This is a genomic window from Pseudoruegeria sp. HB172150 (assembly GCF_013184805.1).
Classification (GTDB): domain Bacteria; phylum Pseudomonadota; class Alphaproteobacteria; order Rhodobacterales; family Rhodobacteraceae; genus Psychromarinibacter.
This window is the reverse complement of the sequence record NZ_JAATNG010000004.1, coordinates 327,398-346,174: the sequence shown is the minus strand read 5'-3', so window position 1 is coordinate 346,174 and position 18,777 is coordinate 327,398. Positions and strand designations below refer to the sequence as shown.

At 66.2% G+C, this 18,777-nt stretch carries 20 protein-coding genes; 15 read left to right on the top strand and 5 right to left on the bottom strand.

What is annotated here, in order from left to right:
- The first annotated feature begins 48 nt into the window (after positions 1-48).
- From HCO70_RS18505 to HCO70_RS18475, 7 genes are all read left to right on the top strand, one after another.
- The gene (locus tag HCO70_RS18505; protein WP_172298910.1) at positions 49-1,260 is read left to right on the top strand and encodes a carbohydrate ABC transporter permease; all 1,212 of its coding nucleotides are present in this window, start codon (positions 49-51) and stop codon (positions 1,258-1,260) included.
- Complete coding sequence (locus HCO70_RS18500; RefSeq protein ID WP_253913360.1) at positions 1,257-2,516, top strand: hypothetical protein; 1,260 nt, start codon at positions 1,257-1,259, stop codon at positions 2,514-2,516. The genes HCO70_RS18505 and HCO70_RS18500 overlap by 4 nt, the downstream gene beginning before the upstream one ends.
- Positions 2,504-3,556, top strand: coding sequence for an ABC transporter ATP-binding protein (locus tag HCO70_RS18495; protein ID WP_172298908.1), 1,053 nt, complete (start codon positions 2,504-2,506; stop codon positions 3,554-3,556). Before HCO70_RS18500 ends, HCO70_RS18495 begins: the two co-directional genes overlap by 13 nt.
- A gap of 188 nt (positions 3,557-3,744) precedes the next feature.
- Positions 3,745-4,146 (top strand): SHOCT domain-containing protein, encoded by a 402-nt coding sequence (locus HCO70_RS18490; protein ID WP_172298906.1) that lies wholly within the window; start codon positions 3,745-3,747, stop codon positions 4,144-4,146.
- Between the two features lie 94 nt (positions 4,147-4,240).
- Positions 4,241-4,861 (top strand): SOS response-associated peptidase, encoded by a 621-nt coding sequence (locus HCO70_RS18485; protein WP_172298904.1) that lies wholly within the window; start codon positions 4,241-4,243, stop codon positions 4,859-4,861.
- Between the two features lie 50 nt (positions 4,862-4,911).
- Positions 4,912-5,658 carry a sulfite exporter TauE/SafE family protein gene (locus HCO70_RS18480; RefSeq protein ID WP_172298902.1) on the top strand — a complete coding sequence of 249 codons (747 nt, stop codon included), beginning with the start codon at positions 4,912-4,914 and terminating at the stop codon, positions 5,656-5,658.
- Positions 5,659-5,719: 61 nt separating this feature from the next.
- Complete coding sequence (locus HCO70_RS18475; RefSeq protein ID WP_172298900.1) at positions 5,720-6,232, top strand: CoxG family protein; 513 nt, start codon at positions 5,720-5,722, stop codon at positions 6,230-6,232.
- Between the two features lie 321 nt (positions 6,233-6,553).
- Here HCO70_RS18475 and mtnA read toward each other — a convergent pair whose 3' ends face one another.
- Entirely contained in the window at positions 6,554-7,636 is a 1,083-nt protein-coding gene (gene mtnA / locus HCO70_RS18470; RefSeq protein WP_172298898.1) for an S-methyl-5-thioribose-1-phosphate isomerase, read from the bottom strand.
- A 136-nt stretch (positions 7,637-7,772) separates the two neighbouring features.
- Here mtnA and HCO70_RS18465 point away from each other — a divergent pair, with 136 nt between their 5' ends.
- The 6 genes from HCO70_RS18465 (at position 7,773) to HCO70_RS18440 (ending at position 14,534) form a co-directional block, all read left to right on the top strand.
- A complete protein-coding gene (locus HCO70_RS18465) occupies positions 7,773-8,507 on the top strand; it encodes an allophanate hydrolase subunit 1 (protein WP_172298896.1) in 735 nt (244 codons plus the stop codon).
- Positions 8,504-9,514 carry a biotin-dependent carboxyltransferase family protein gene (locus HCO70_RS18460; protein WP_172298894.1) on the top strand — a complete coding sequence of 337 codons (1,011 nt, stop codon included), beginning with the start codon at positions 8,504-8,506 and terminating at the stop codon, positions 9,512-9,514. The genes HCO70_RS18465 and HCO70_RS18460 overlap by 4 nt, the downstream gene beginning before the upstream one ends.
- Positions 9,511-10,275: a LamB/YcsF family protein gene (locus tag HCO70_RS18455; RefSeq protein WP_172298892.1), complete on the top strand. Its 765-nt coding sequence runs from the start codon at positions 9,511-9,513 to the stop codon at positions 10,273-10,275. The genes HCO70_RS18460 and HCO70_RS18455 overlap by 4 nt, the downstream gene beginning before the upstream one ends.
- A 45-nt stretch (positions 10,276-10,320) precedes the next feature.
- Entirely contained in the window at positions 10,321-11,487 is a 1,167-nt protein-coding gene (locus HCO70_RS18450) for a Gfo/Idh/MocA family protein (RefSeq protein WP_172298890.1), read from the top strand.
- Between the two features lie 84 nt (positions 11,488-11,571).
- Complete coding sequence (locus HCO70_RS18445) at positions 11,572-13,641, top strand: PAS domain-containing methyl-accepting chemotaxis protein (RefSeq protein ID WP_172298888.1); 2,070 nt, start codon at positions 11,572-11,574, stop codon at positions 13,639-13,641.
- A 158-nt stretch (positions 13,642-13,799) separates the two neighbouring features.
- Complete coding sequence (locus tag HCO70_RS18440) at positions 13,800-14,534, top strand: glutamine amidotransferase (RefSeq protein ID WP_172298886.1); 735 nt, start codon at positions 13,800-13,802, stop codon at positions 14,532-14,534.
- Positions 14,535-14,636: 102 nt separating this feature from the next.
- Here the strand turns inward: HCO70_RS18440 and HCO70_RS18435 are convergent, their stop codons facing one another.
- The 3 genes from HCO70_RS18435 to argH are packed head-to-tail and all read right to left on the bottom strand — an operon-like array spanning position 14,637 to position 16,484.
- The gene (locus HCO70_RS18435) at positions 14,637-14,954 is read right to left on the bottom strand and encodes a DUF2834 domain-containing protein (RefSeq protein ID WP_172298986.1); all 318 of its coding nucleotides are present in this window, start codon (positions 14,952-14,954) and stop codon (positions 14,637-14,639) included.
- Between the two features lie 4 nt (positions 14,955-14,958).
- A complete protein-coding gene (locus HCO70_RS18430) occupies positions 14,959-15,096 on the bottom strand; it encodes a hypothetical protein (RefSeq protein WP_172298884.1) in 138 nt (45 codons plus the stop codon).
- Positions 15,093-16,484, bottom strand: coding sequence for an argininosuccinate lyase (gene argH, locus HCO70_RS18425; RefSeq protein WP_172298984.1), 1,392 nt, complete (start codon positions 16,482-16,484; stop codon positions 15,093-15,095). Before argH ends, HCO70_RS18430 begins: the two co-directional genes overlap by 4 nt.
- 28 nt (positions 16,485-16,512) lie before the next feature.
- On the opposite strand from argH, the gene HCO70_RS18420 reads away from it, so the two are divergent.
- Entirely contained in the window at positions 16,513-17,076 is a 564-nt protein-coding gene (locus HCO70_RS18420; RefSeq protein WP_172298882.1) for a TlpA disulfide reductase family protein, read from the top strand.
- 90 nt (positions 17,077-17,166) lie between these two features.
- Here the strand turns inward: HCO70_RS18420 and HCO70_RS18415 are convergent, their stop codons facing one another.
- Positions 17,167-17,736, bottom strand: a complete 570-nt coding sequence (locus HCO70_RS18415) for a DNA-3-methyladenine glycosylase I (protein ID WP_172298880.1) — start codon at positions 17,734-17,736, stop codon at positions 17,167-17,169.
- Positions 17,737-17,869: 133 nt separating this feature from the next.
- Between HCO70_RS18415 and HCO70_RS18410 the strand changes: the two genes are divergently transcribed.
- On the top strand, positions 17,870-18,700 hold the full coding sequence (locus HCO70_RS18410) for an EAL domain-containing protein (RefSeq protein ID WP_172298878.1): 831 nt from the start codon (positions 17,870-17,872) through the stop codon (positions 18,698-18,700).
- The last annotated feature ends 77 nt before the right edge of the window (positions 18,701-18,777 follow it).

The following is an 18,777-nucleotide window of genomic DNA, read 5'->3' as shown; positions in this document are numbered from 1 at the left end:
CCTCGCGCACCCCGGGATATTTTTGACCAGAAGAAGCAGGGGACCGGCATGAAGTTCCTCCGCTACGGCTACATCACCGGCCCCGTCATCGGCGCGCTCTGGATGATCGTCGCAGGCTTCACCATCGCCGTCGCGATGTCCTTCGCGACCGGTCAGGCGTTCCGCCCCAACCTTCTGCTCAGCCTCGTCTGGGGCGCGCTGCTCTGGCCCGCCACGATGCGCGCCGCCGGGATCGCCGGACCGGCGCTGGCAGCGCTGCTCCTCGTCGGGGCCACGCTGATCGGGGTCGGCCCGCTCATCGTCGGCGCCGGCACCAGCACCGTCACGGCGGTCATCTGCGGCCTGCTGCTGGCGGCGGGCACGATCTGGCCGGTGCGCCTGATGCTGCAGGACATGCCGCCCGGCGCCCTGACGCGGCATATCTTCGAACATGCCGTGATCCGCTTCCTGACCGGTACCGGCTACGTGATCTTCACCGCCATCGTCGCGATCCCGTTCTACGTGATGGTGATGACCAGCCTGAAGAACCAGCAGCAGCTGGTGCAGAACCCGCTGGATTTCTCCATCGACCTCAGCCGCGGGCTGGACCTCTTCTCCAGCTACGTCGAGCTTTTCGCCCAGTTCAACTTCGGCTCCTACCTCTGGACCTCCACTTATGTCTCGGTCCTGACGGTGCTGATCACCCTGCTCTTCTCGGTCCCCGGCGCCTATGCCGTGGCGCGCCTGCGCTTCTCGGGCCGCACCGCCTTCTCGCGCTCGATCCTCCTGATCTACATGGTGCCGATGATCGTGCTGGCGCTGCCGATCTACATCGCCTTCTCGATGCTGGGCCTTCGCAACACGATCTTCGGCATCATCGTGATCTACCCGGTCACCACGATCCCCGTCGCGCTTTACATGCTGCAGGGCTATTTCCGGGGGCTCCCGGCCGAGGTGGAAGAAGCCGGACTGATGGACGGCCTGACCCGGCTCAGGGTGATCTGGAAGATCACGCTGCCACTGTCGCTGCCGGCGCTCGCCTCGGTCTCGCTCTATGTCTTCATGATCGCCTGGAACGAGTTCCTGCTGGCCTTCATGCTGCTGGACGATCCGTCGAAATTCACACTGACGCGCGGGGTCGCGATGCTGAACTCGTCGGAAATCCCGCGCCAGCACCTGATGGCGGGCGCGGTGATCGCGACGGTGCCGATCATGGTCCTGTTCCTGGGGCTGGAGAAATTCATGACGCGGGGCCTGACCGCCGGGGCGGTCAAGGGATGACGATGACAAGAGACGAAGAAGCCCGCGCCATCCTCGCGCAGAACGACCGCGGCGGCTATACCGTGCCGACCGACGGCCTTTATCCCTACCAGTGGAACTGGGACAGCGTCTTTGCCGCTCTCGGCTTTGCCGAGCATGACATGAACCGCGCCTGGACCGAGATCGAGACCCTGTTCTCCGGCCAGTGGCCGAACGGCATGGTGCCGCATATCCTGTTCCACAAGGTCGATCCCGGCTATTTCCCGAACCCCGACATCTGGGGCGGCACCGGGCCGATACAGTCCTCCGGTATCTCGCAGCCACCCATCGCCGCCACCTTCATCCGCTGGCTGCTGGACCACGACCCCACACAGGAAGCCCGCGCCAGGGCGCTGTTCGAACCGCTGAAGAACTGGCACCGCTGGTTCATGACCTGGCGCTGCGAAGGCGGCGCTATCGTCGTCACCCACCCGTGGGAAACCGGTCGCGACAACTGCCCCGACTGGGACGGGGCGCTGGCCGCCTTCGAACCCACCGGCATCGCGGCCTACAAGCGCCGCGACACCAGCGAGGTCGAGGCCGCCGAACGCCCGAACCAGTGGGAATACGACCGTTACCTTTATCTGGTGAAGCTGGGCGCCGAATGCGGCTGGGACGAAGCCTGGCTGCGCGACAACACGCCGTTCCGCGTCGCCGATCCGACGATGACCTTCACTCTGCTGCGCTCCACCCGCGACCTTCTCGCCATGGCGGAGCGATGGGGCGAGGACACCTCCGAAATCCGCAACTGGATCGCCGCGATGGAGGCCGGATCCGAACGGTTGTGGAACCCGGACATTGAAGCCTACGACTGCTATGACGAACGGGCGGGCACGCATACCGGCGTCATCTCGAACGCCTCCTTCCTCACCTGGTATGCCGGCGTCGGCGGCGACCGGATGCTGACGCATCTCGACCGCATCGCCGGGCTGACCCGCTATCAGGTGCCGTCGACCGACCCGGCGCATCCGAAATACGAACCGAAACGTTACTGGCGCGGGCCGGTCTGGGCGATGCTGAACATGCTGATCGCCACCGGGCTGGGCGAAGCGGGGCACGCCGCCCACGCGCAGGCGCTCACCGAAAAGACCCGCGACATGATCGGCACGAACGGCTTTGCCGAATATTTCGACCCGCGTGACGGCGCACCCGCGGGCGGGCGCAACTTTACCTGGACGGCCGCCGTCTGGCTGGCCTGGGCGTCACCGGAAACAGGGAGGACCGCATGGGCAGCATAGAGCTGAAATCGGTCGAGAAATGGTTCGGCGATCTGCAGGTCATCAAGGGCATCGACCTTGATATCAGCGATGGCGAATTCATTGTCTTCGTCGGCCCTTCCGGCTGCGGCAAGTCGACCCTGCTGCGGATGATCGGCGGGCTCGAGGAAACCTCGCGCGGCGCCATCGTGCTGGACGGAAAGGACGTGACCGACCAGCCGCCCTATCAGCGTGGCCTGACTATGGTGTTCCAGTCCTACGCGCTTTACCCGCACATGTCGGTGCGCGACAACATGGGCTTCTCTCTGAAGACCTCCGGCGCGCCTAAGGCAGAGATCGAGGAAAAGGTGAACCGCGCCGCCGAGGTGCTGAAGCTGGAGCCTTACCTCGACCGCCGGCCCAAGGCGCTGTCGGGCGGGCAGCGCCAGCGCGTCGCCATCGGCCGCTCCATCGTGCGCGACCCCACGGCGTTCCTGTTCGACGAACCGCTGTCGAACCTCGACGCCGCCCTGCGGGTCGAGATGCGCTACGAGATCGCCAAGCTGCACCAGAAGCTCAAGGCGACGATGATCTACGTCACCCACGACCAGGTCGAGGCGATGACGCTCGCCGACCGTATCGTTGTGCTGGAGTTCGGCACCATCGCGCAGGTCGGCACCCCCAAGGAGCTGTACGAAAACCCGGCGAACCTGTTCGTGGCGCAGTTCATCGGCTCTCCGTCGATGAATATCGTCCCCTGCACCACCTCCGCCGGATCCTACACGCTCGAAGGCGGGCGGGGCGGGGCGTACACTCGCGGCGAAGGTGCTGTGAAGCTCGGCATCCGCCCCGAGCACATCGACATCGGCGCACCCGGAGAAGGGCAGGCCGACGCCACGGTCGACGTTCTGGAATACCTCGGTGCCGACAGCTACGTCATCGTCGATGCCGGTCCGCTGGGCCAGATGACGATCCGCAGTCACGGCGACGAGGACGTGGAGCCGGGCCAGAAGATCGGGCTGAAGTTCCGCGAGGACAGGCTGCATTTCTTCGACGACCGGGGGCTCGCCGTCGCGCGCTGAGCCCGGTTCCCATGCAGCCCGCCAACGATTCCGTTCGAGAGAATTGCGTTGGCAACTAATCCCATTCGGGCGTTACGGCAGCAGGCAAAGACGCGGAAAAGTTGATGAATACGTCAAAATTTACGGTTAACGATGAGTTAATGGCGAATCAATTTCGAGCGCCGGGTCTTTTGTGAAGGGAGAAAGTAATGGAAGAAACCGTCGGATTTTTTGACGTTATCTGGTCCGGGTTCTGGCTGATATTCTGGCTGTTCCTGCTGGTTGCCTGGTTCTGGGTCCTAATTTCTGTCCTGGCGGACGTGTTCCGCTCCAAGGACATCGGCGGCTTCGCCAAGGCACTCTGGATCGCCTTCGTCATCATCATCCCGTGGCTCGGCGTGCTCTGCTACATCATCATCCGTGGTGGCAAGATGCAGGAAAACAGCGCGCGCCAGATGCAGGCGATGGAAGACGCGCAGCGCAGTTACATCCGCAACATTGCGGGCACTTCTCCGGCGGCCGAGCTCGAAAAGCTGGTCGAACTGAAGGAAAAAGGCGTGATCACCGACGCCGAATTCGCGGCGCAGAAAGCCAAGATTCTCGCCGAATGATCTATGCGCGCCCGGCCTTCGCGGCCGGGCGCCATTCTGCCGGGGTTCGTGATTTTCACTTGGCCCATCACCCGCGCCGCCGCACAGTCACGCCATGCCGGGCCGCCTTTTCCTGACCGCTTCGCTGGATGACGTCGCCGCCTTCTTCGGCGCCGATGCCGGCGCCGTCACGCCCGATCCGCCCCGCTACAACATCGCCCCCGGCCAGCAGGTCTATGTCTGCCGCCCCGACCGCACCCTGACGACGATGCGCTGGGGCATGATCCCCGTCGGCCGCGTCAATGCCCGTGGCCGCCCGGTGATGGAAACCATCGTCAACGCCCGGTCCGAGACTGTGTTCTCCAAATCCGCCTTCGAGGGCGTCACCCGCGCCCTCGTCCCCGCCAGCGGCTGGTACGAATGGACCGGCGAGAAACGCCGCAAGACCGCCTGGCGCATCGCCCCCGCCGATGGCGGCCTTCTCGCCTTCGCCGCGATCTTCGACATCTGGAAAGGCCCCGGCGGCATCGAACTGCCGCAGATCGCCACCGTCACCTGCGAACCCTCGGGCGACGTGAAGGACATCCACGACCGCATGGGCGTGCTGCTGAAGCCGGACCAGTTCGAAAACTGGCTGACCGGCGACACCGAGGCGGTGAAAACGCTGATGCAGCCCTACCCCGACGGCTCCCTCACCGTCACCGAAGCCACAGGCGTCGACTGGTCCGGGGCCTGACCGGCGATAGCCGCTTCCCTTTCCCGCGCCGCCAAGGCATTGGGACAGGGATGGAATTCACGACCACCTTCTGGATCCTCGCGGCCTTCGGATCGCTCTTCGTCGGCATGTCGAAGGGCGGGCTGCCGATCGTCGCGCTGCTCGCGGTGCCGATGCTGTCCTTCGTCATGCCGCCCGCCGCCGCTGCCGGGCTGCTGCTGCCGGTCTACATCATCTCCGACGTCTACGGCGTCTGGCTCTACCGTCGCGAATACTCGGCGCGGAACCTCAATATCCTGATCCCCGCCGCCGCCATCGGCATCCTGTTCGGCTATCTCACCGTCGCGGTGGTGCCCGGCGACGCGGTGAAGCTGGCGGTCGCGCTGGTCGGCTTCTACTACCTCGCCGACAAGATGCGCCGCCGCCGCAACCCGCACCTGCCGCCGCGCCCCGCGGACGTGCCGCGCGGGCTGTTCTGGGGCGCGCTCGCCGGGTTCACCAGCTACATCTCCCACGCCGGTGGCCCGCCGTTCCAGGCCTACACCCTGCCGCAGAAGCTGCCCAAGATGGTCTTTGCCGGCACCGCCACGATCCTCTTCGCGATCATCAACCTGATGAAGGTGCCGCCCTACGTCCTCAACGACCAGATCACCTGGCACAGCCTCTCCGCCACCGCGTGGCTGGCGCCGGCGGCGATCTTCGGCGCCTGGGCCGGCTACCGGCTGACCGAGATCCTGCCAGAGAAGATCTTCTTCGCCTTCGTCGAGACCGCGCTGTTCCTGATCTCGCTGAAACTTCTGTTCGACGTCGTGTTCTGACCTTGCCGCCGCCGCGCGGCGCGATATCCTCGCACACCAACCCCGGAGAGGAGACAGCCCCATGCAGATGAGTTCGGAACGAGAGATCGCCGCGCCGCCGGAAACCGTCTGGGCCGCGCTGATCGACCCCGAAGTGCTGAAGGCCTGCGTCCCCGGCTGCGAGGAAATGACCGGCAATCCCGCGGACGGGTTCGAGGCCGTGGTGGTGCAGAAGGTCGGCCCGGTGAAGGCCACCTTCAAGGGCGCCGTCACCTTCTCGGAAATGGTCGAACCCGAGAAACTGACGCTGACCGGCGAAGGCAAGGGCGGCCCCGCCGGCTTTGCCAAGGGCGGCGCCAACGTGGTGCTGGAACCGACCGAGACCGGCACGAAACTGACCTATGACGTCGAGGCCAAGGTCGGCGGCAAGCTCGCCCAGCTCGGCAGCCGCGTCATCGACGGCTTCGCCAAGAAGATGGCCGACCAGTTCTTCGAACGCTTCCAGAATGCCATCGAGGGTCCGTCAGAGGCGGAACCCGAAGCCGCCGACGATGCCGGCAACAAGAAAGGCTGGTTCGCCCGCCTGCGCGGCTGAGCCGCCGGCGCGCCGGCTTCGGCGCTTCGCCAGAAGTACTTATTGCCTCCGGCGGGGATATTTCTGACCAGAAGAAGCAACGGATCGTTAATCACGATCTGAGAGGTTTGCGTTGCGGTACAGGCGGGGACGCCGATGACCGCACCAGGAGAAAGCCCTCTGTTACCGGGAGCGGAGCGGGGGGCCGGATCCCCTGCTTCTTCTGGTCGCAAATATCCCCGCCGGAGGCTCCCGCAACAGCAACCTGCGGAAGGCCGGGACAGCGTATTGCACCGCCACAAGAGACAATAACTGTGCGCGGCAGCGCGCTTTTGAACCGGCCTACGCCGCGAGATCCGGGAACAGCGCCGCCAGCCCCTCGGGCGAAGCGGCAGCTACGCCGCGCTCGGTGATCAGCCCGGTCACCAGCCGCGCCGGGGTGACGTCGAAGGCCGGGTTGCGCGCCGGGCTGGCATCGGGAGAGATCTGCACCCAGCCGGTATCGCCGCCCTCCAGCTTGCCCTGCACCTTCGTCACCTCCAGCGGCGACCGCTCCTCGATCGGAATCTCGAACCCGTCAGAGATCGTCCAGTCGATTGTCGGCGAGGGCAGCGCCACGTAGAACGGCACGCCGTTGTCATGCGCCGCCAGCGCCTTCAGGTAGGTGCCGATCTTGTTGCACACGTCTCCGCGCGCGGTGGTCCGGTCAGTGCCCACAATCACAAGGTCCACCTCGCCGCGCTGCATCAGGTGGCCGCCCGCGTTGTCCACGATCAGGTCATGCGGCACGCCGTGTTCCGACAGCTCCCACGCGGTCAGCTGCGCGCCCTGGTTCCGCGGCCGGGTCTCGTCGACGAAGACATGCACCGGGATCCCCGCCTCGTGCGCCTGGTAGATCGGCGAGGTCGCGGTGCCCCAGTCCACCGTCGCGATCCAGCCGGCGTTGCAATGGGTCAGCACGTTCACCGGACCGTCCTTCTTCGCCGCGATCTCCCTGATGATTTCCAGCCCGTGCAGCCCGATCTGCCGGTTGATTTCCACATCCTCGTCGCAGATCGCCGCCGCCTTGGCGAAGGCGGCGCTGGCGCGATCCGCCACCGGCAGCGGCGCCAGCGCGTTGCGCATCGCGTCCAGCGCCCAGCGCAGGTTCACCGCCGTCGGCCGAGTCGCGTTCAGCACCTCGCAGGTCCCGGCAAGGCTGGCGTCGGACGCGTCGCGCGCCATCGCGCAGGCCACGCCGTATCCCGCCGTCGCCCCGATCAGCGGCGCGCCCCGCACCCACATGTCGCGGATCGCGGCGGCGAATTCGTCCAGCGTTTCCACCGTGACCACCCGGAACTCATGCGGCAGCCAGCGCTGGTCGATGATCTTCACCGCGCCGTCCTCGACCCAGATCGAGCGGTAATGCCTGTCTCCGACCTTCATCGCGTACCCTCCTCGTGGCGTTCGTCCTCGGGCCTTCATGTAAGAGTGTCGCCCGACCGGACAATCGTCTCAAGGGCAAAGGTGTTGCGCGTGCTTCCCGGTTGCGCTCGCCCCTTCGCATCGCCAACCTGTCGCCATGAGCGACACCTCCCTGCCCCTGATCCGCGATGTCGGCCTGACCGGCCTGCTCGTCACCTTCGGCGAGCGGATGAGCGAGGAAGCGAACCGCGCCGCGCTCGCCTTCCGCGCCGCGGTGGAGGCGCAGGGCTGGGACGGGGTCGAGGAAACCGCGACCTCGCTCACCTCGGCCTTTTTACGGTTCGACCCGCTGCGGCTGGAGCATGACGATCTTTCCGCGCGGCTGTCGGAAATGGCGGCGGCGAAGGACTGGAAACAGGAACCGCTCCCCCCGGGGCGCAGGCACTGGCGCATTCCGGTCGTCCTTGGCGGCGAGCATGGACCGCAATTCGAGGAGGCCGCCGAGGCCGCCGGGCGCAGCCCCGAACAGGCCACCGAGGATATCGCGGCGTCCCGCATCCGCGTCCTGACCATCGGATTCGCCCCGGGCCAGGCCTATCTCGGCGAGCTGCCGCAACACTGGAACATCCCCCGCCTCCGGGAACTGTCGCCCAACGTCCCCGAAGGCGCGCTTGTTGCCGCGATCCGCCAGCTCATCGTCTTCACCCGGACTACCCAGACCGGCTGGCGCCATATCGGCCAGACCGCGTTCCGCTCCTACCGGCCCGAGGCAGAGACCGCGTTTCCCCTGACCCCCGGCGACGAGGTGTCCTTCACCCCCGTCCCTGCTGCCGACCTGCCGACGCTGCGCGACGATTCCGAGGGCGGCGCCACGGCGGAGGCGATAGGATGACCGCGCTAACCGTTCTTTCCGCCGGTCCCGGCGTGACCGTGCAGGACATGGGCCGCCCCGGTCTCCTCGGCTATGGCGTCTCGCGCGGCGGCGCGGCCGACACGCTGGCGCTGGCCGAAGGCGCGGCGCTGCTGGGCCAGGACCCCGGCACCGCCGCAATAGAGATGGCCGGCATTGGCGGCACCTTCACCGTCGACACCGACACCCGCATCGCCCTGACCGGCGCGCCGATGCAGGCGACGCTGGAGGGCGAGGCGCTGACATGGAACGCCAGCCACCGCCTGCGCGCGGGTCAGCACCTGGCCATCGGCGGCGCGCGCAAGGGCAGCTACGGCTACCTGCATCTCGGCGGCGGCATCGCCACCGAGCCGCTGCTGAACGCCCGGTCCGCCCATCTCGCCGCCGGCCTCGGCCATCCTTTGAAGGACGGCGACAGCCTGCCGCTCGGCAAGGACCGCGCCGGCGAAACCGGCCTGACGCTGGATATCGACGACCGCTTCTCCGGCGGCACCATCCGTGTCATCCCCTCGATGCAGACCGACCGCTTTTCGAAGGAAGACCTCGACCGCTTCGAGGCGACCGAGTTCGCCCGCGACCCGCGCGGCAACCGCATGGGCGTCAAGATGCGCTTCGACGGCGCGCCTTTCGCCGCGCAGGACCAGCTGAACATCCTGTCCGAAATCATCGTCCCCGGCGACATCCAGGCCACCGGCGATGGCGCGCCCTTCGTCCTGCTGAGCGAATGCCAGACCACCGGCGGCTATCCCCGCATCGCCACCGTCATCCCCCCCGATCTGCCCAAGGTCGCGCAGGCCCGCGCCGGCGACCCGATCCGCTTTACGTTCATCACCCGACAGGACGCCCTCGCCGCGCTCCGCAGCTACGGGGACCACCTCGCGAAGCTGCCGAAAGCGCCAAGGCCGCTCATCCGCAACCCGCACGACATTCCCGACCTTCTGGGCTATCAACTGATCAGCGGCGTCACCGCCGGGGAGGATCACCAATGACCGCATCCGTCGACCTCAACGCCGACATGGGCGAAAGCTTCGGCCCCTGGCCGATGGGCAACGACGCCGCGTTGCTGGAGATCATCAGCTCCGCCAACATCGCCTGCGGCTTCCACGCCGGCGACCCCGACACGATGGCAAAGACCGTGGCGCTCGCGGTGAAGAACGATGTCGGCATCGGCGCCCATCCCGGCTTCCTCGACCTGCAGGGCTTCGGCCGCCGCCGCATGCAGGTGCCCCACGCCACCCTCGGCAACTGGGTCCGCTACCAGCTGGGCGCCGCGCAGGCGATGGCGGCAACGGCGGGCGCCAAGGTCCGCCACCTGAAACTCCACGGCGCCCTCGGCAACATGACCTCGGAGGACGAAGCGCTGGCGAAAGCCTGTTACGAGGCCGCGCTCTCCGTCGATCCCGACATCACCATCATGGTCATCGCCGCCACCGCCCAGCAGCGCGCCGCCGAGGCGCTCGGCTGCAGGTTCGCCGCCGAGATTTTCGCCGACCGCGCCTATAATGACGACGCCACGCTGGTCGACCGCTCCAAACCCGGCGCGGTGATCCACGATCCCGAACACGCCGCCCAACGCATCGTGAAGATGGTCAGCGAGGGCGCGATCCTCACCGAAACCGGTAACCGCATCGAAAACCGCATCGACACGATCTGCGTCCACGGCGACACCCCCGAAGCGGTCGATCTCGCCCGCGCCGTCCGCGACGGCCTTGAAGCCGCCGGCATCGCCGTGAAACCCTTCGGGGATTAGACAGGCCGGGCAACGGCCCCGGCATACGAACAGGGAGGAACCACCATGCCGAACGACACACCGCGCACCGGCCCCATCCGCCTCGGCATGGTCGGCGGCGGACAGGGCGCCTTCATCGGCGCCGTCCACCGCATCGCCGCGCGCCTCGACGGCCGCTATCAGCTGGTCGCAGGCGCCCTTTCCTCGACGCCCGAGAAATCGCAGGCCTCCGGCGCGGAACTCGGCCTCGACCCCAAGCGCATCTATGACGACTTCAAACAGATGGCGATCCGCGAGGCCCGGCTGAAGGACGGGATAGAGGCGGTCGCGATCGTCACCCCGAACCACATGCATGTGGACCCGGCCATCGAATTCCTCCGCCGCGGCATCCACGTGATCTGCGACAAGCCGCTGGCGCCAAAGCTGGGCGATGCCCGCCGCCTCGCCCGCGTCTGCGAAAAATCCGACGCGCTGTTTGTGCTGACCCACAACTATTCCGGCTATCCCCTGATCCGGCAGGCGCGGGAAATGGTGGCGAACGGCGACCTGGGTGACATCCGGCTGGTGCAGGTGGAGTACGTGCAGGACTGGCTGAGCACCGATCTGGAAACCACCGGCAACAAGCAGGCCGAATGGCGCACCGATCCCGCCCGCTCCGGCGCGGGCGGCGCCACCGGCGATATCGGCACCCACGCGTTCCAGCTCGCCCGCTTCGTCTCCGGCCTCGAACTCGACGAACTCGCCGCCGATCTCGACAGCTTCGGCAAAGGCCGCACGCTCGACGACAACGCCCACGTGATGCTGCGCTGGAAGGGCGGCGCCAAGGGCATGCTCTGGTGCAGCCAGGTCGCGCCGGGCAACGAGAATGCCCTGCGCCTGCGAATCTACGGCACCAAGTGCGGCCTGTCGTGGGAACAGGAAAACCCCAATCGCCTGTGGCACACCCCGCTGGGCGAACCGCCGCGCCTGCTCACCCGCGCCGGCGCCGGATCGACGGATGCCGCGAACCGCCTGACCCGCACCCCCGGCGGCCACCCCGAGGGCTATCTCGAAGGCTTCGCCAACATCTATTCCGAGGCCGCGACGGCGATCGAGGCGCGCCGCACCGGCGCACCGGTCCCGCCCGAGGTCACCTTCCCCGGCATCGCCGACGGTCTCGAAGGCGTCGCCTTCGTCGAGGCCTGCGTGAAATCGGGCAAGGCCAACGGCAACTGGAAGAAGCTCGGCCTGTAGGTTCCCCGGCCCCGGAAAGCCATCCTTAACCCGAATCGACGTCTAACGGCGTCCAACCCTATGAACCTGGTTGGACAACTGCCCATGGCCTTCAGGACCGATGCCAAGCGTAACAGCGACAATGACGATCTTTCCGCCGCGGTAAATGCGCATATGGCCGTCATCTGGTTCACGCCGGAGGGCGAGATCCTCGAAGCGAACGAGAATTTCTGCAGGGTCATGGGATATGACCGGCAGGAGATTGTCGGCAAGCGACATGCCATTTTCGTCGAAAAGGACTTCGCCGAAGGCGAGGATTACCGCGAGTTCTGGACGCGCCTGAAAGCCGGCGAATCCTTCACCGATGTCTATCCCCGCGTGTCGAAAACCGGCCGAACCGTCTGGATCCGCGCCTCCTATGTGCCGATCCTCGACGCGGCGGGCCAGACCCGCAAGGTGGTGAAATTCGCCCGCGACGTCACCCAGCAGGCAGAGGATGCCGCCGATTCCAAAAGCCGGCTGGAAGCGATCAACCGCTCGCAGGCGGTGATCGAGTTCAGGACCGACGGCACCATCGTCACCGCGAACAGGAATTTCCTCGATACGGTCGGCTATTCTCTGGAAGAGGTCCGGGGAAAGCATCACAGCATCTTCGTCGGCGAGAAGACGGCGGGCACTCCGGAATACGCGGATTTCTGGCAGGCGCTGGCGCGCGGCGAATACCAGTCCGGCGCCTATCGCCGCTACAGCAAGTCCGGCACCACGATCTGGCTGCGCGCCACCTACAACCCGATCTCGGATTCAAAGGGAAATGTCGTGGGTGTGGTCAAATTCGCCAACGACGTGACAGAAGCAAAGCAGCAGTCCCTCGACGACGGCGCCCGGCTCGAGGCGCTGAACCGCTCGCAGGCAACCATCGCGTTCGAGCCCGACGGCACGATCCTGCGGGCGAACCGGAACTTCCTCGATGCAATGGGCTATGAGCTGGACGAGATCATCGGCAAGCATCATAGCATCTTCATCGACCCGGAAGAGGCGGCCAGCCCCGAATACGCGGCGTTCTGGGACAAGCTCAGAGACGGCGAATACCAGGCGGCAGAGTATCGCCGCATCGGCAAGGGCGGGCGCGAAGTCTGGATTCAGGCATCCTACAACCCGATCGTCGATGCCGACGGCTATGTCACGCGGGTCGAGAAATTCGCGACCGACATCACCGGCGCCAAGCATGCCATCCTTGCCTTCCGCCAGGCGATGTCCCGGCTGGCGGCCAGCGATCTCTCGATCCGGATCTCCAAGGATGTTCCCCCGGAATTCGAAGGGCTGAAATCCGAGTTCAACCATTCGCTGACCCTGCTCTGCGGCGTCATCGCCGGCATCGCCGAGCGCACAGGCCGCATCCTCTCTGACGCCTCGCAGATCGAGGCCGGTGCCGACGACCTGAGCATGCGCACCGAACGACAGGCCGCGACGTTGGAGGAAACCGCCGCCGCCCTCGACCAGATGGCCGAATCCGTCCGCACCGCGGCGCAAAGCGCGGAATCCGCCGCCAATACCGCCAATTCGGCCGAAGAAAGCACCCGGTCCGGGCTCGACACCGTCCGCAAGGCCGTCGCCGCGATGAACGAGATCGAGGAAAGCTCCAAGAAGGTGTCGAACATTACCGACGTGATCGACTCGCTGGCTTTCCAGACCAATCTCCTGGCCCTGAATGCCGGGGTCGAGGCTGCCCGCGCCGGCGAGACCGGCCGCGGCTTCGCCGTTGTCGCCTCCGAGGTCCGGCAGCTCGCACAGCGCTCCTCCGAGGCCTCGCAGGAGATCGCCGACCTGATCCGCACCACCTCCGGCCTGATCCAGAATGGCGTCGGCCTGGTCGACGCTTCCGGCAGCGCGCTGGAACAGATCGCCCAATATGTCGAGGATATCCGCGGCAAGGTCGCCGGCCTCGCCAGCGCCGCGCAGGAACAGTCTCAGGGGCTCGACGACATCAACTCCGCCGCCAGCCAGCTCGATCAGGTCACCCAGCAGAACGCAGCTATGTTCCAGGAAACCACCGCCGCCACGCAGTCGCTCAAGCGCGAGGTGGAAAACCTGTCCGCCAGCACCGAGCAGTTCACCCTCGGCGGCGACGACGCCGAAGACGACGACTGGGACGAAGCAGCGCGCAGGTCGGCCTGACCCGACCGGCTGGCCGTCCGCAGCCATAGGTTTGCGCTAACATGAACAAAATCAATGGGTTGACCCCCCGTCCCCATGGGGACGCCCCGCCAGCCCATTGACCAACCCGCCCCCATCCGCCATCAGGTCCCGACGCCGCCGCCGCCCGGACCCGCCTGATGAAGCCCTTCCTGATCCTCCAGCTCCGCCCCGAGACCGAGGCCTCCGACAACGAATACCAGGCCTTCCTCGACAAGGGCGGCCTGACCGAGGCACAGACCCGCCGCATCCGCCTCGACGCCGGTCCCCTCCCCGCCGACCTGAACCTCGACGACTACGCCGGCACCATCGTCGGCGGCGGCCCCGGCTGCGTCTCCGACCCGCCCGAGACCAAGGACCCCGCCGAGGCCCGCATCGAAGCCGCGATCCTCTCGCTGATGCCCGAGATCACCGCCCGCGACCTGCCCTTCCTCGGCTGCTGCTACGGCATCGGCATCCTCGCCCACCACCTCGGCGGCACCGTCTCCAAGGCCCGCTACGGCGAGCCCGTCGGCACCTCCCGCTGCGAGGTCACGGACGCCGGCGGGACCGACCCGCTCCTGGCCGGCCTCCCCGCCAGATTCGACGCCTTCGTCGGCCACAAGGAAGCGGCCCAGGACCTGCCGCCCGGCGCCGCCCACCTCCTCGCCTCCGGTCCCTGCCCGTTCCAGATGATCCGCCACGGCAGCAACGTCTACGCCACGCAGTTCCACCCCGAGGCAGACGCCTCGGTCTTCCACATCCGCATCGACATCTACAGGCACCGTGGCTACTTCGCCCCCGAAGAGGCCGACAGCCTCCACGCCATGGTCGACGCCGCCGACGTCCACGCGCCCGAGAAGATCCTGAAGAACTTCGTCGCGCGCTACGGCTGACCCCTTCTCCTGGCCGGAAATATCCCGGGGGAGTCGCGAAGCGACGGGGGCAGAGCCCCCACCCGCACGAAGTGCCAGAAAGCTTGCGCCGCAGGCGCCCGATCAGGTCACCGGCCGGGCCCGCAGGAAAAGATACAACGGCAGCCCGCAGCTCACCCCGATACAGAATGTCGCCGGGATCGCCCAGAGCGCCGACCAGTTCTTCCGCACCCAGGTCTCCGCCAGAATCCACACGGTCAGGGCAATCGCCGCGATCGTCAGGTCCCAGACCAGCCCGGTGCTGGCCGCGTTCACATGCCAGGCCGCGATCAGCCCGGACAGCGAGAACCCCTCCGCACTCCAGAAGCGCACGAACCAGAGCATCGGATGCACCGCGCCCCAGATCGCCAGCGCCAGGTACAGAACGCGCAGCCCCGACATCACCTCAGAAGAACCCGTCCGGATCGACATCGTCGGCGCTGCTGGTGCGCGGATCGATTTCAGATCCCGGCGGCGCCGGCGGCCCGTCGACACCGCAGGCGGTCATCAGCAGCGCGGCGGTCAGCAGCCAAAGCCATCTCATCCCAGAAGCTCCTTCCAGCGAGCGACCTGCTTGCGCACCTCATCGGGCGCCGTGCCGCCATAGCTCACCCGGCTGGCGACGGAGTTGTGCACGCCAAGCACATCATAGACCCCGTCGGTGATCGCCTCATGCACGCCCTGCATCTCCTCCAGCGATAGATCTGGCAGGTCGCAGCCTTTGGTCTCGGCCAGCGCGACCAGCGCCCCGGTGACATGATGCGCCTCGCGGAACGGCAGGTCCAGCTCCCGCACCAGCCAGTCGGCGAGATCCGTCGCGGTGGAGAAGCCGGAGGACGCCGCCGCCTCCAGGTTCGCACGGTTGGCCGTCATGTCGCGCACCATCCCTTCCATTGCAGCCAGCGCCAGCATCAGGTTGTCGGCGGCGTCGAAGACCTGCTCCTTGTCCTCCTGCATGTCCTTGGAATAGGTCAGCGGCAACCCCTTCATCACGGTGAACAGCGCCACCATCGTCCCGAGGATCCGCCCGATCTTGGCGCGGATCAGCTCGGCGGCGTCGGGGTTTTTCTTCTGCGGCATGATAGAGGAGCCGGTAGAAAACCGGTCCGACAGCGCCACGAACCGGAACTGCGCGGAAGACCAGATCACCAGTTCCTCGGCGAAGCGGCTGAGATGCATGGCGCAGATAGAAGAGGCCGCCAGGAATTCCAGCGCAAAATCCCGGTCCGCCACCGCGTCGAGGGAATTGGCCGACGGCCGGTCGAACTTCAGCGTCTCAGCCGTCATGTGCCGGTCGATCGGGAAGGATGTGCCGGCCAGAGCCGCGGCGCCCAGCGGGCTTTCGTTCATCCGGACGCGGGCGTCGCGGAACCGCGACAGGTCGCGGCCGAACATCTCGACATAGGCCATCATGTGATGGCCCCAGGTCACCGGCTGCGCCGTCTGGAGGTGGGTGAAGCCGGGCATCACCCAGTCCGCGCCCGCCTCGGCCTGCGCCAGCAGCGCCTGCATCAGCGCCCGCAGCCCCTCCATCGCCGCGTCGCACTGGTCGCGGACCCACATGCGGAAATCCAGGGCTACCTGGTCGTTCCGCGACCGGGCTGTGTGCAGGCGGCCGGCGGGTTCGCCGATCAGCTCTTTCAGCCGGGCCTCGACGTTCATGTGGATGTCTTCCAGCGCGGTCGAAAATTCGAACGTCCCGGCCTCGATTTCTGACAAGACCGTGAGAAGCCCTTCCCGGATCGCCTCGGCATCTTTATCGGTGAGGATGCCCTGCGCGGCCAGCATGGCGGCGTGGGCGCGGGAGCCCTGAATGTCCTGGGCGGCGAGCCGCTTGTCGAACCCGATCGAGGCGTTGATCGCCTCCATGATCGCGTCTGGTCCGGCGGCGAAGCGTCCGCCCCACATGGCGTTCGAGCTCTTGTCGTTCATCTGGCTGCCCTTCGGAGGGAAAATATTCATGCGCTGGTTCCGGTTCGCCGTCCTCTACACCTGCCTTGGTCTCACTGCAAACGCCGCCGGGGCGGCGGATATCTCGGCGCTGGAGGAGATGCGGGAAGGCGACATGCGGAAGCTGGTCTTCGCGGAAGCGGAGGCGCTGCCGGAGGTGGGGTTCGTGGACGAGGCCGACAGCCCGGTGGATTTCGGCCAGTTCGAGGGGAAGTACCTGCTGGTGAATTTCTGGGCCACGTGGTGCGCGCCGTGCCGGCTGGAGATGCCGTCACTGGCGGCGCTGCAGGAGAAATTCGGCGGGGATGACTTCCAGGTGGTGACCATCGCGACGGGGCGGAACCCGGTGCCGGCGATGAAGCGGTTCTTCGAGGAGGTGGGGGTCGAGAACCTGCCGCTCTATCGCGATCCGAAGCAGCAGCTGGCGCGGCAGATGGCGGTGCTGGCCCTGCCGATCAGTATCGTGGTGGATCCGGAGGGGAACGAGATCGCCCGGCTGCGGGGGGATGCGGACTGGGCGAGCGAGGAGGCCTTCAAGCTGTTCGAGGCGATGCTGGAAGGGGCCGGAAGGTAGGCGTCCCCATGGGGACGGGGGGTCAAGTCATTGATTTCAGGCGCGTTAGCGCTAACCTAGGGTGGGGACAGTCCATATCCCGACCAGCCGTCACGCCATCGCAGCCACCGCGTCGTGGCGCGGGCAGGTGACCATGTGGTCGTTCACCATGCCGCAGGCCTGCATCCAGGCGTAGACGATGGTCGGCCCGCAGAACCTGAAACCCGCGGCCTTGAGATCCTTGGATATCTGCTTTGACAATGGCGTTTCCGCCGGGACCTGATCCATTCCGGTGAACCGGTTCTGGATCGGCGCGCCGCCGACCCTGTCCCACAGAAAGCTTGAGAACCCCTCGCGCGCCTCGATCTCCTGAAAGGCGCGGGCATTGCCGATGGTCGCCTCGATCTTGCCGCGGTGGCGCACGATCCCCTCGTCGGCCAGAAGCCGCAGCACCTCGGTCTCGTCCCAATCCGCGATCACGGCGGGGTCGAAGCCGCCGAAAGCCTGCCGGAAATTCTCGCGCTTCCGCAGGATCGTGATCCAGGCAAGGCCCGCCTGAAAACCATCCAGAATCAGCTTCTCCCATAGCGCCCGGCTATCGTATTCGGGCACGCCCCACTCGGTATCGTGATAGGCCACGTAAAGCGGATCTTCGCCGCACCAGCTGCACCGCTCGCCCATTTACCGTGATTCCTCAAAGCGATGTGAAGTTGACTCAAGTTTTAGTAGAAACCGAACAAAACGCGAATCTTCACGTAATGTAAACCGCTGACGCGCATTCTGCGCAGCGTTCCGAAAAGGACGACGACACGCCATGCCAAATACCGTTTTTCTTCCGCCGCACGGGGCCGACAGCCCGCTGTCCTATGCCGTGACCGAACGGCAGCGCGACGTCCTGGAGATCGTGCAGGAGGCGGTCGCCAAGCGCCGCGTGTCCCTGGCGTTCCAGCCCGTGATGCAGACCTCCGATGCGGGCCGCCCGGCCTTCTGGGAAGGGCTGATCCGGATCGAGGATGCCAATGGCCGCATCATTCCGCCGGACGACTTCATCCACCTGGCCGAGAATTACGAGCTTGGCCGTCAGATCGATACAATCGCGATGGAGCTTGGGATGAACGCGCTTTGCGAACACCCCGAGATCCGCCTGTCGATCAACATGTCGGCCCGGTCCATCGCCTATCCGCGCTGGCACGCCGCGCTGCACCAGGGACTGGACGAGGAAGCGACAGCAGGCGAACGCCTGATCCTGGAAATCACCGAATCCTCGGCGATGACGATGCCCGAGATCGTGCATTACTTCATGAACGACATGCACCATTTCGGCGTGAGTTTCGCTTTGGATAATTTCGGCGCCGGGTTCCACGCGCCGCGGCATCTGCGCCAGCTGTTCTTCGACGTCATGAAGATCGACCGCCAGTTCACCCACAACATCCACCTGGACACCGACAACCAGGTGCTTGTGCAGGCTTTCATCTCTGTCGCCCATCACTTCGAGGCGTTCACAGTCGCGGAGAATGTCGAGAATGCCGAGGATGCAGAAATGCTGGCCGAGATCGGCATAGACTGCATGCAGGGCTTCTACTTCGCGGCGCCGACCCGGCATCCCAACTGGGCAATGTTCTCGCAGGCGCGCGCCGCAAGCTGACGGGCTTTGCCGCACCGGCGGGCGCGGTTCGATGCTGCGCTCTGTCGCGCTCTCCGGCCCGGCAACTCCCTTGCATT

Excerpts from the sequence above, each read along its gene's own strand:
- HCO70_RS18505 (WP_172298910.1), top strand. The coding sequence starts at position 49 with ATGAAGTTCCTCCGCTACGGCTACATCACCGGCCCCGTCATCGGCGCG.
- HCO70_RS18500 (WP_253913360.1), top strand. The coding sequence starts at position 1,257 with ATGACGATGACAAGAGACGAAGAAGCCCGCGCCATCCTCGCGCAGAAC.
- HCO70_RS18495 (WP_172298908.1), top strand. The coding sequence starts at position 2,504 with ATGGGCAGCATAGAGCTGAAATCGGTCGAGAAATGGTTCGGCGATCTG.
- HCO70_RS18490 (WP_172298906.1), top strand. The coding sequence starts at position 3,745 with ATGGAAGAAACCGTCGGATTTTTTGACGTTATCTGGTCCGGGTTCTGG.
- HCO70_RS18485 (WP_172298904.1), top strand. The coding sequence starts at position 4,241 with ATGCCGGGCCGCCTTTTCCTGACCGCTTCGCTGGATGACGTCGCCGCC.
- HCO70_RS18480 (WP_172298902.1), top strand. The coding sequence starts at position 4,912 with ATGGAATTCACGACCACCTTCTGGATCCTCGCGGCCTTCGGATCGCTC.
- HCO70_RS18475 (WP_172298900.1), top strand. The coding sequence starts at position 5,720 with ATGCAGATGAGTTCGGAACGAGAGATCGCCGCGCCGCCGGAAACCGTC.
- mtnA (WP_172298898.1), bottom strand. The coding sequence starts at position 7,636 with ATGAAGGTCGGAGACAGGCATTACCGCTCGATCTGGGTCGAGGACGGC.
- HCO70_RS18465 (WP_172298896.1), top strand. The coding sequence starts at position 7,773 with ATGAGCGACACCTCCCTGCCCCTGATCCGCGATGTCGGCCTGACCGGC.
- HCO70_RS18460 (WP_172298894.1), top strand. The coding sequence starts at position 8,504 with ATGACCGCGCTAACCGTTCTTTCCGCCGGTCCCGGCGTGACCGTGCAG.
- HCO70_RS18455 (WP_172298892.1), top strand. The coding sequence starts at position 9,511 with ATGACCGCATCCGTCGACCTCAACGCCGACATGGGCGAAAGCTTCGGC.
- HCO70_RS18450 (WP_172298890.1), top strand. The coding sequence starts at position 10,321 with ATGCCGAACGACACACCGCGCACCGGCCCCATCCGCCTCGGCATGGTC.
- HCO70_RS18445 (WP_172298888.1), top strand. The coding sequence starts at position 11,572 with ATGGCCTTCAGGACCGATGCCAAGCGTAACAGCGACAATGACGATCTT.
- HCO70_RS18440 (WP_172298886.1), top strand. The coding sequence starts at position 13,800 with ATGAAGCCCTTCCTGATCCTCCAGCTCCGCCCCGAGACCGAGGCCTCC.
- HCO70_RS18435 (WP_172298986.1), bottom strand. The coding sequence starts at position 14,954 with ATGTCGGGGCTGCGCGTTCTGTACCTGGCGCTGGCGATCTGGGGCGCG.
- HCO70_RS18430 (WP_172298884.1), bottom strand. The coding sequence starts at position 15,096 with ATGAGATGGCTTTGGCTGCTGACCGCCGCGCTGCTGATGACCGCCTGC.
- argH (WP_172298984.1), bottom strand. The coding sequence starts at position 16,484 with ATGAACGACAAGAGCTCGAACGCCATGTGGGGCGGACGCTTCGCCGCC.
- HCO70_RS18420 (WP_172298882.1), top strand. The coding sequence starts at position 16,513 with ATGCGCTGGTTCCGGTTCGCCGTCCTCTACACCTGCCTTGGTCTCACT.
- HCO70_RS18415 (WP_172298880.1), bottom strand. The coding sequence starts at position 17,736 with ATGGGCGAGCGGTGCAGCTGGTGCGGCGAAGATCCGCTTTACGTGGCC.
- HCO70_RS18410 (WP_172298878.1), top strand. The coding sequence starts at position 17,870 with ATGCCAAATACCGTTTTTCTTCCGCCGCACGGGGCCGACAGCCCGCTG.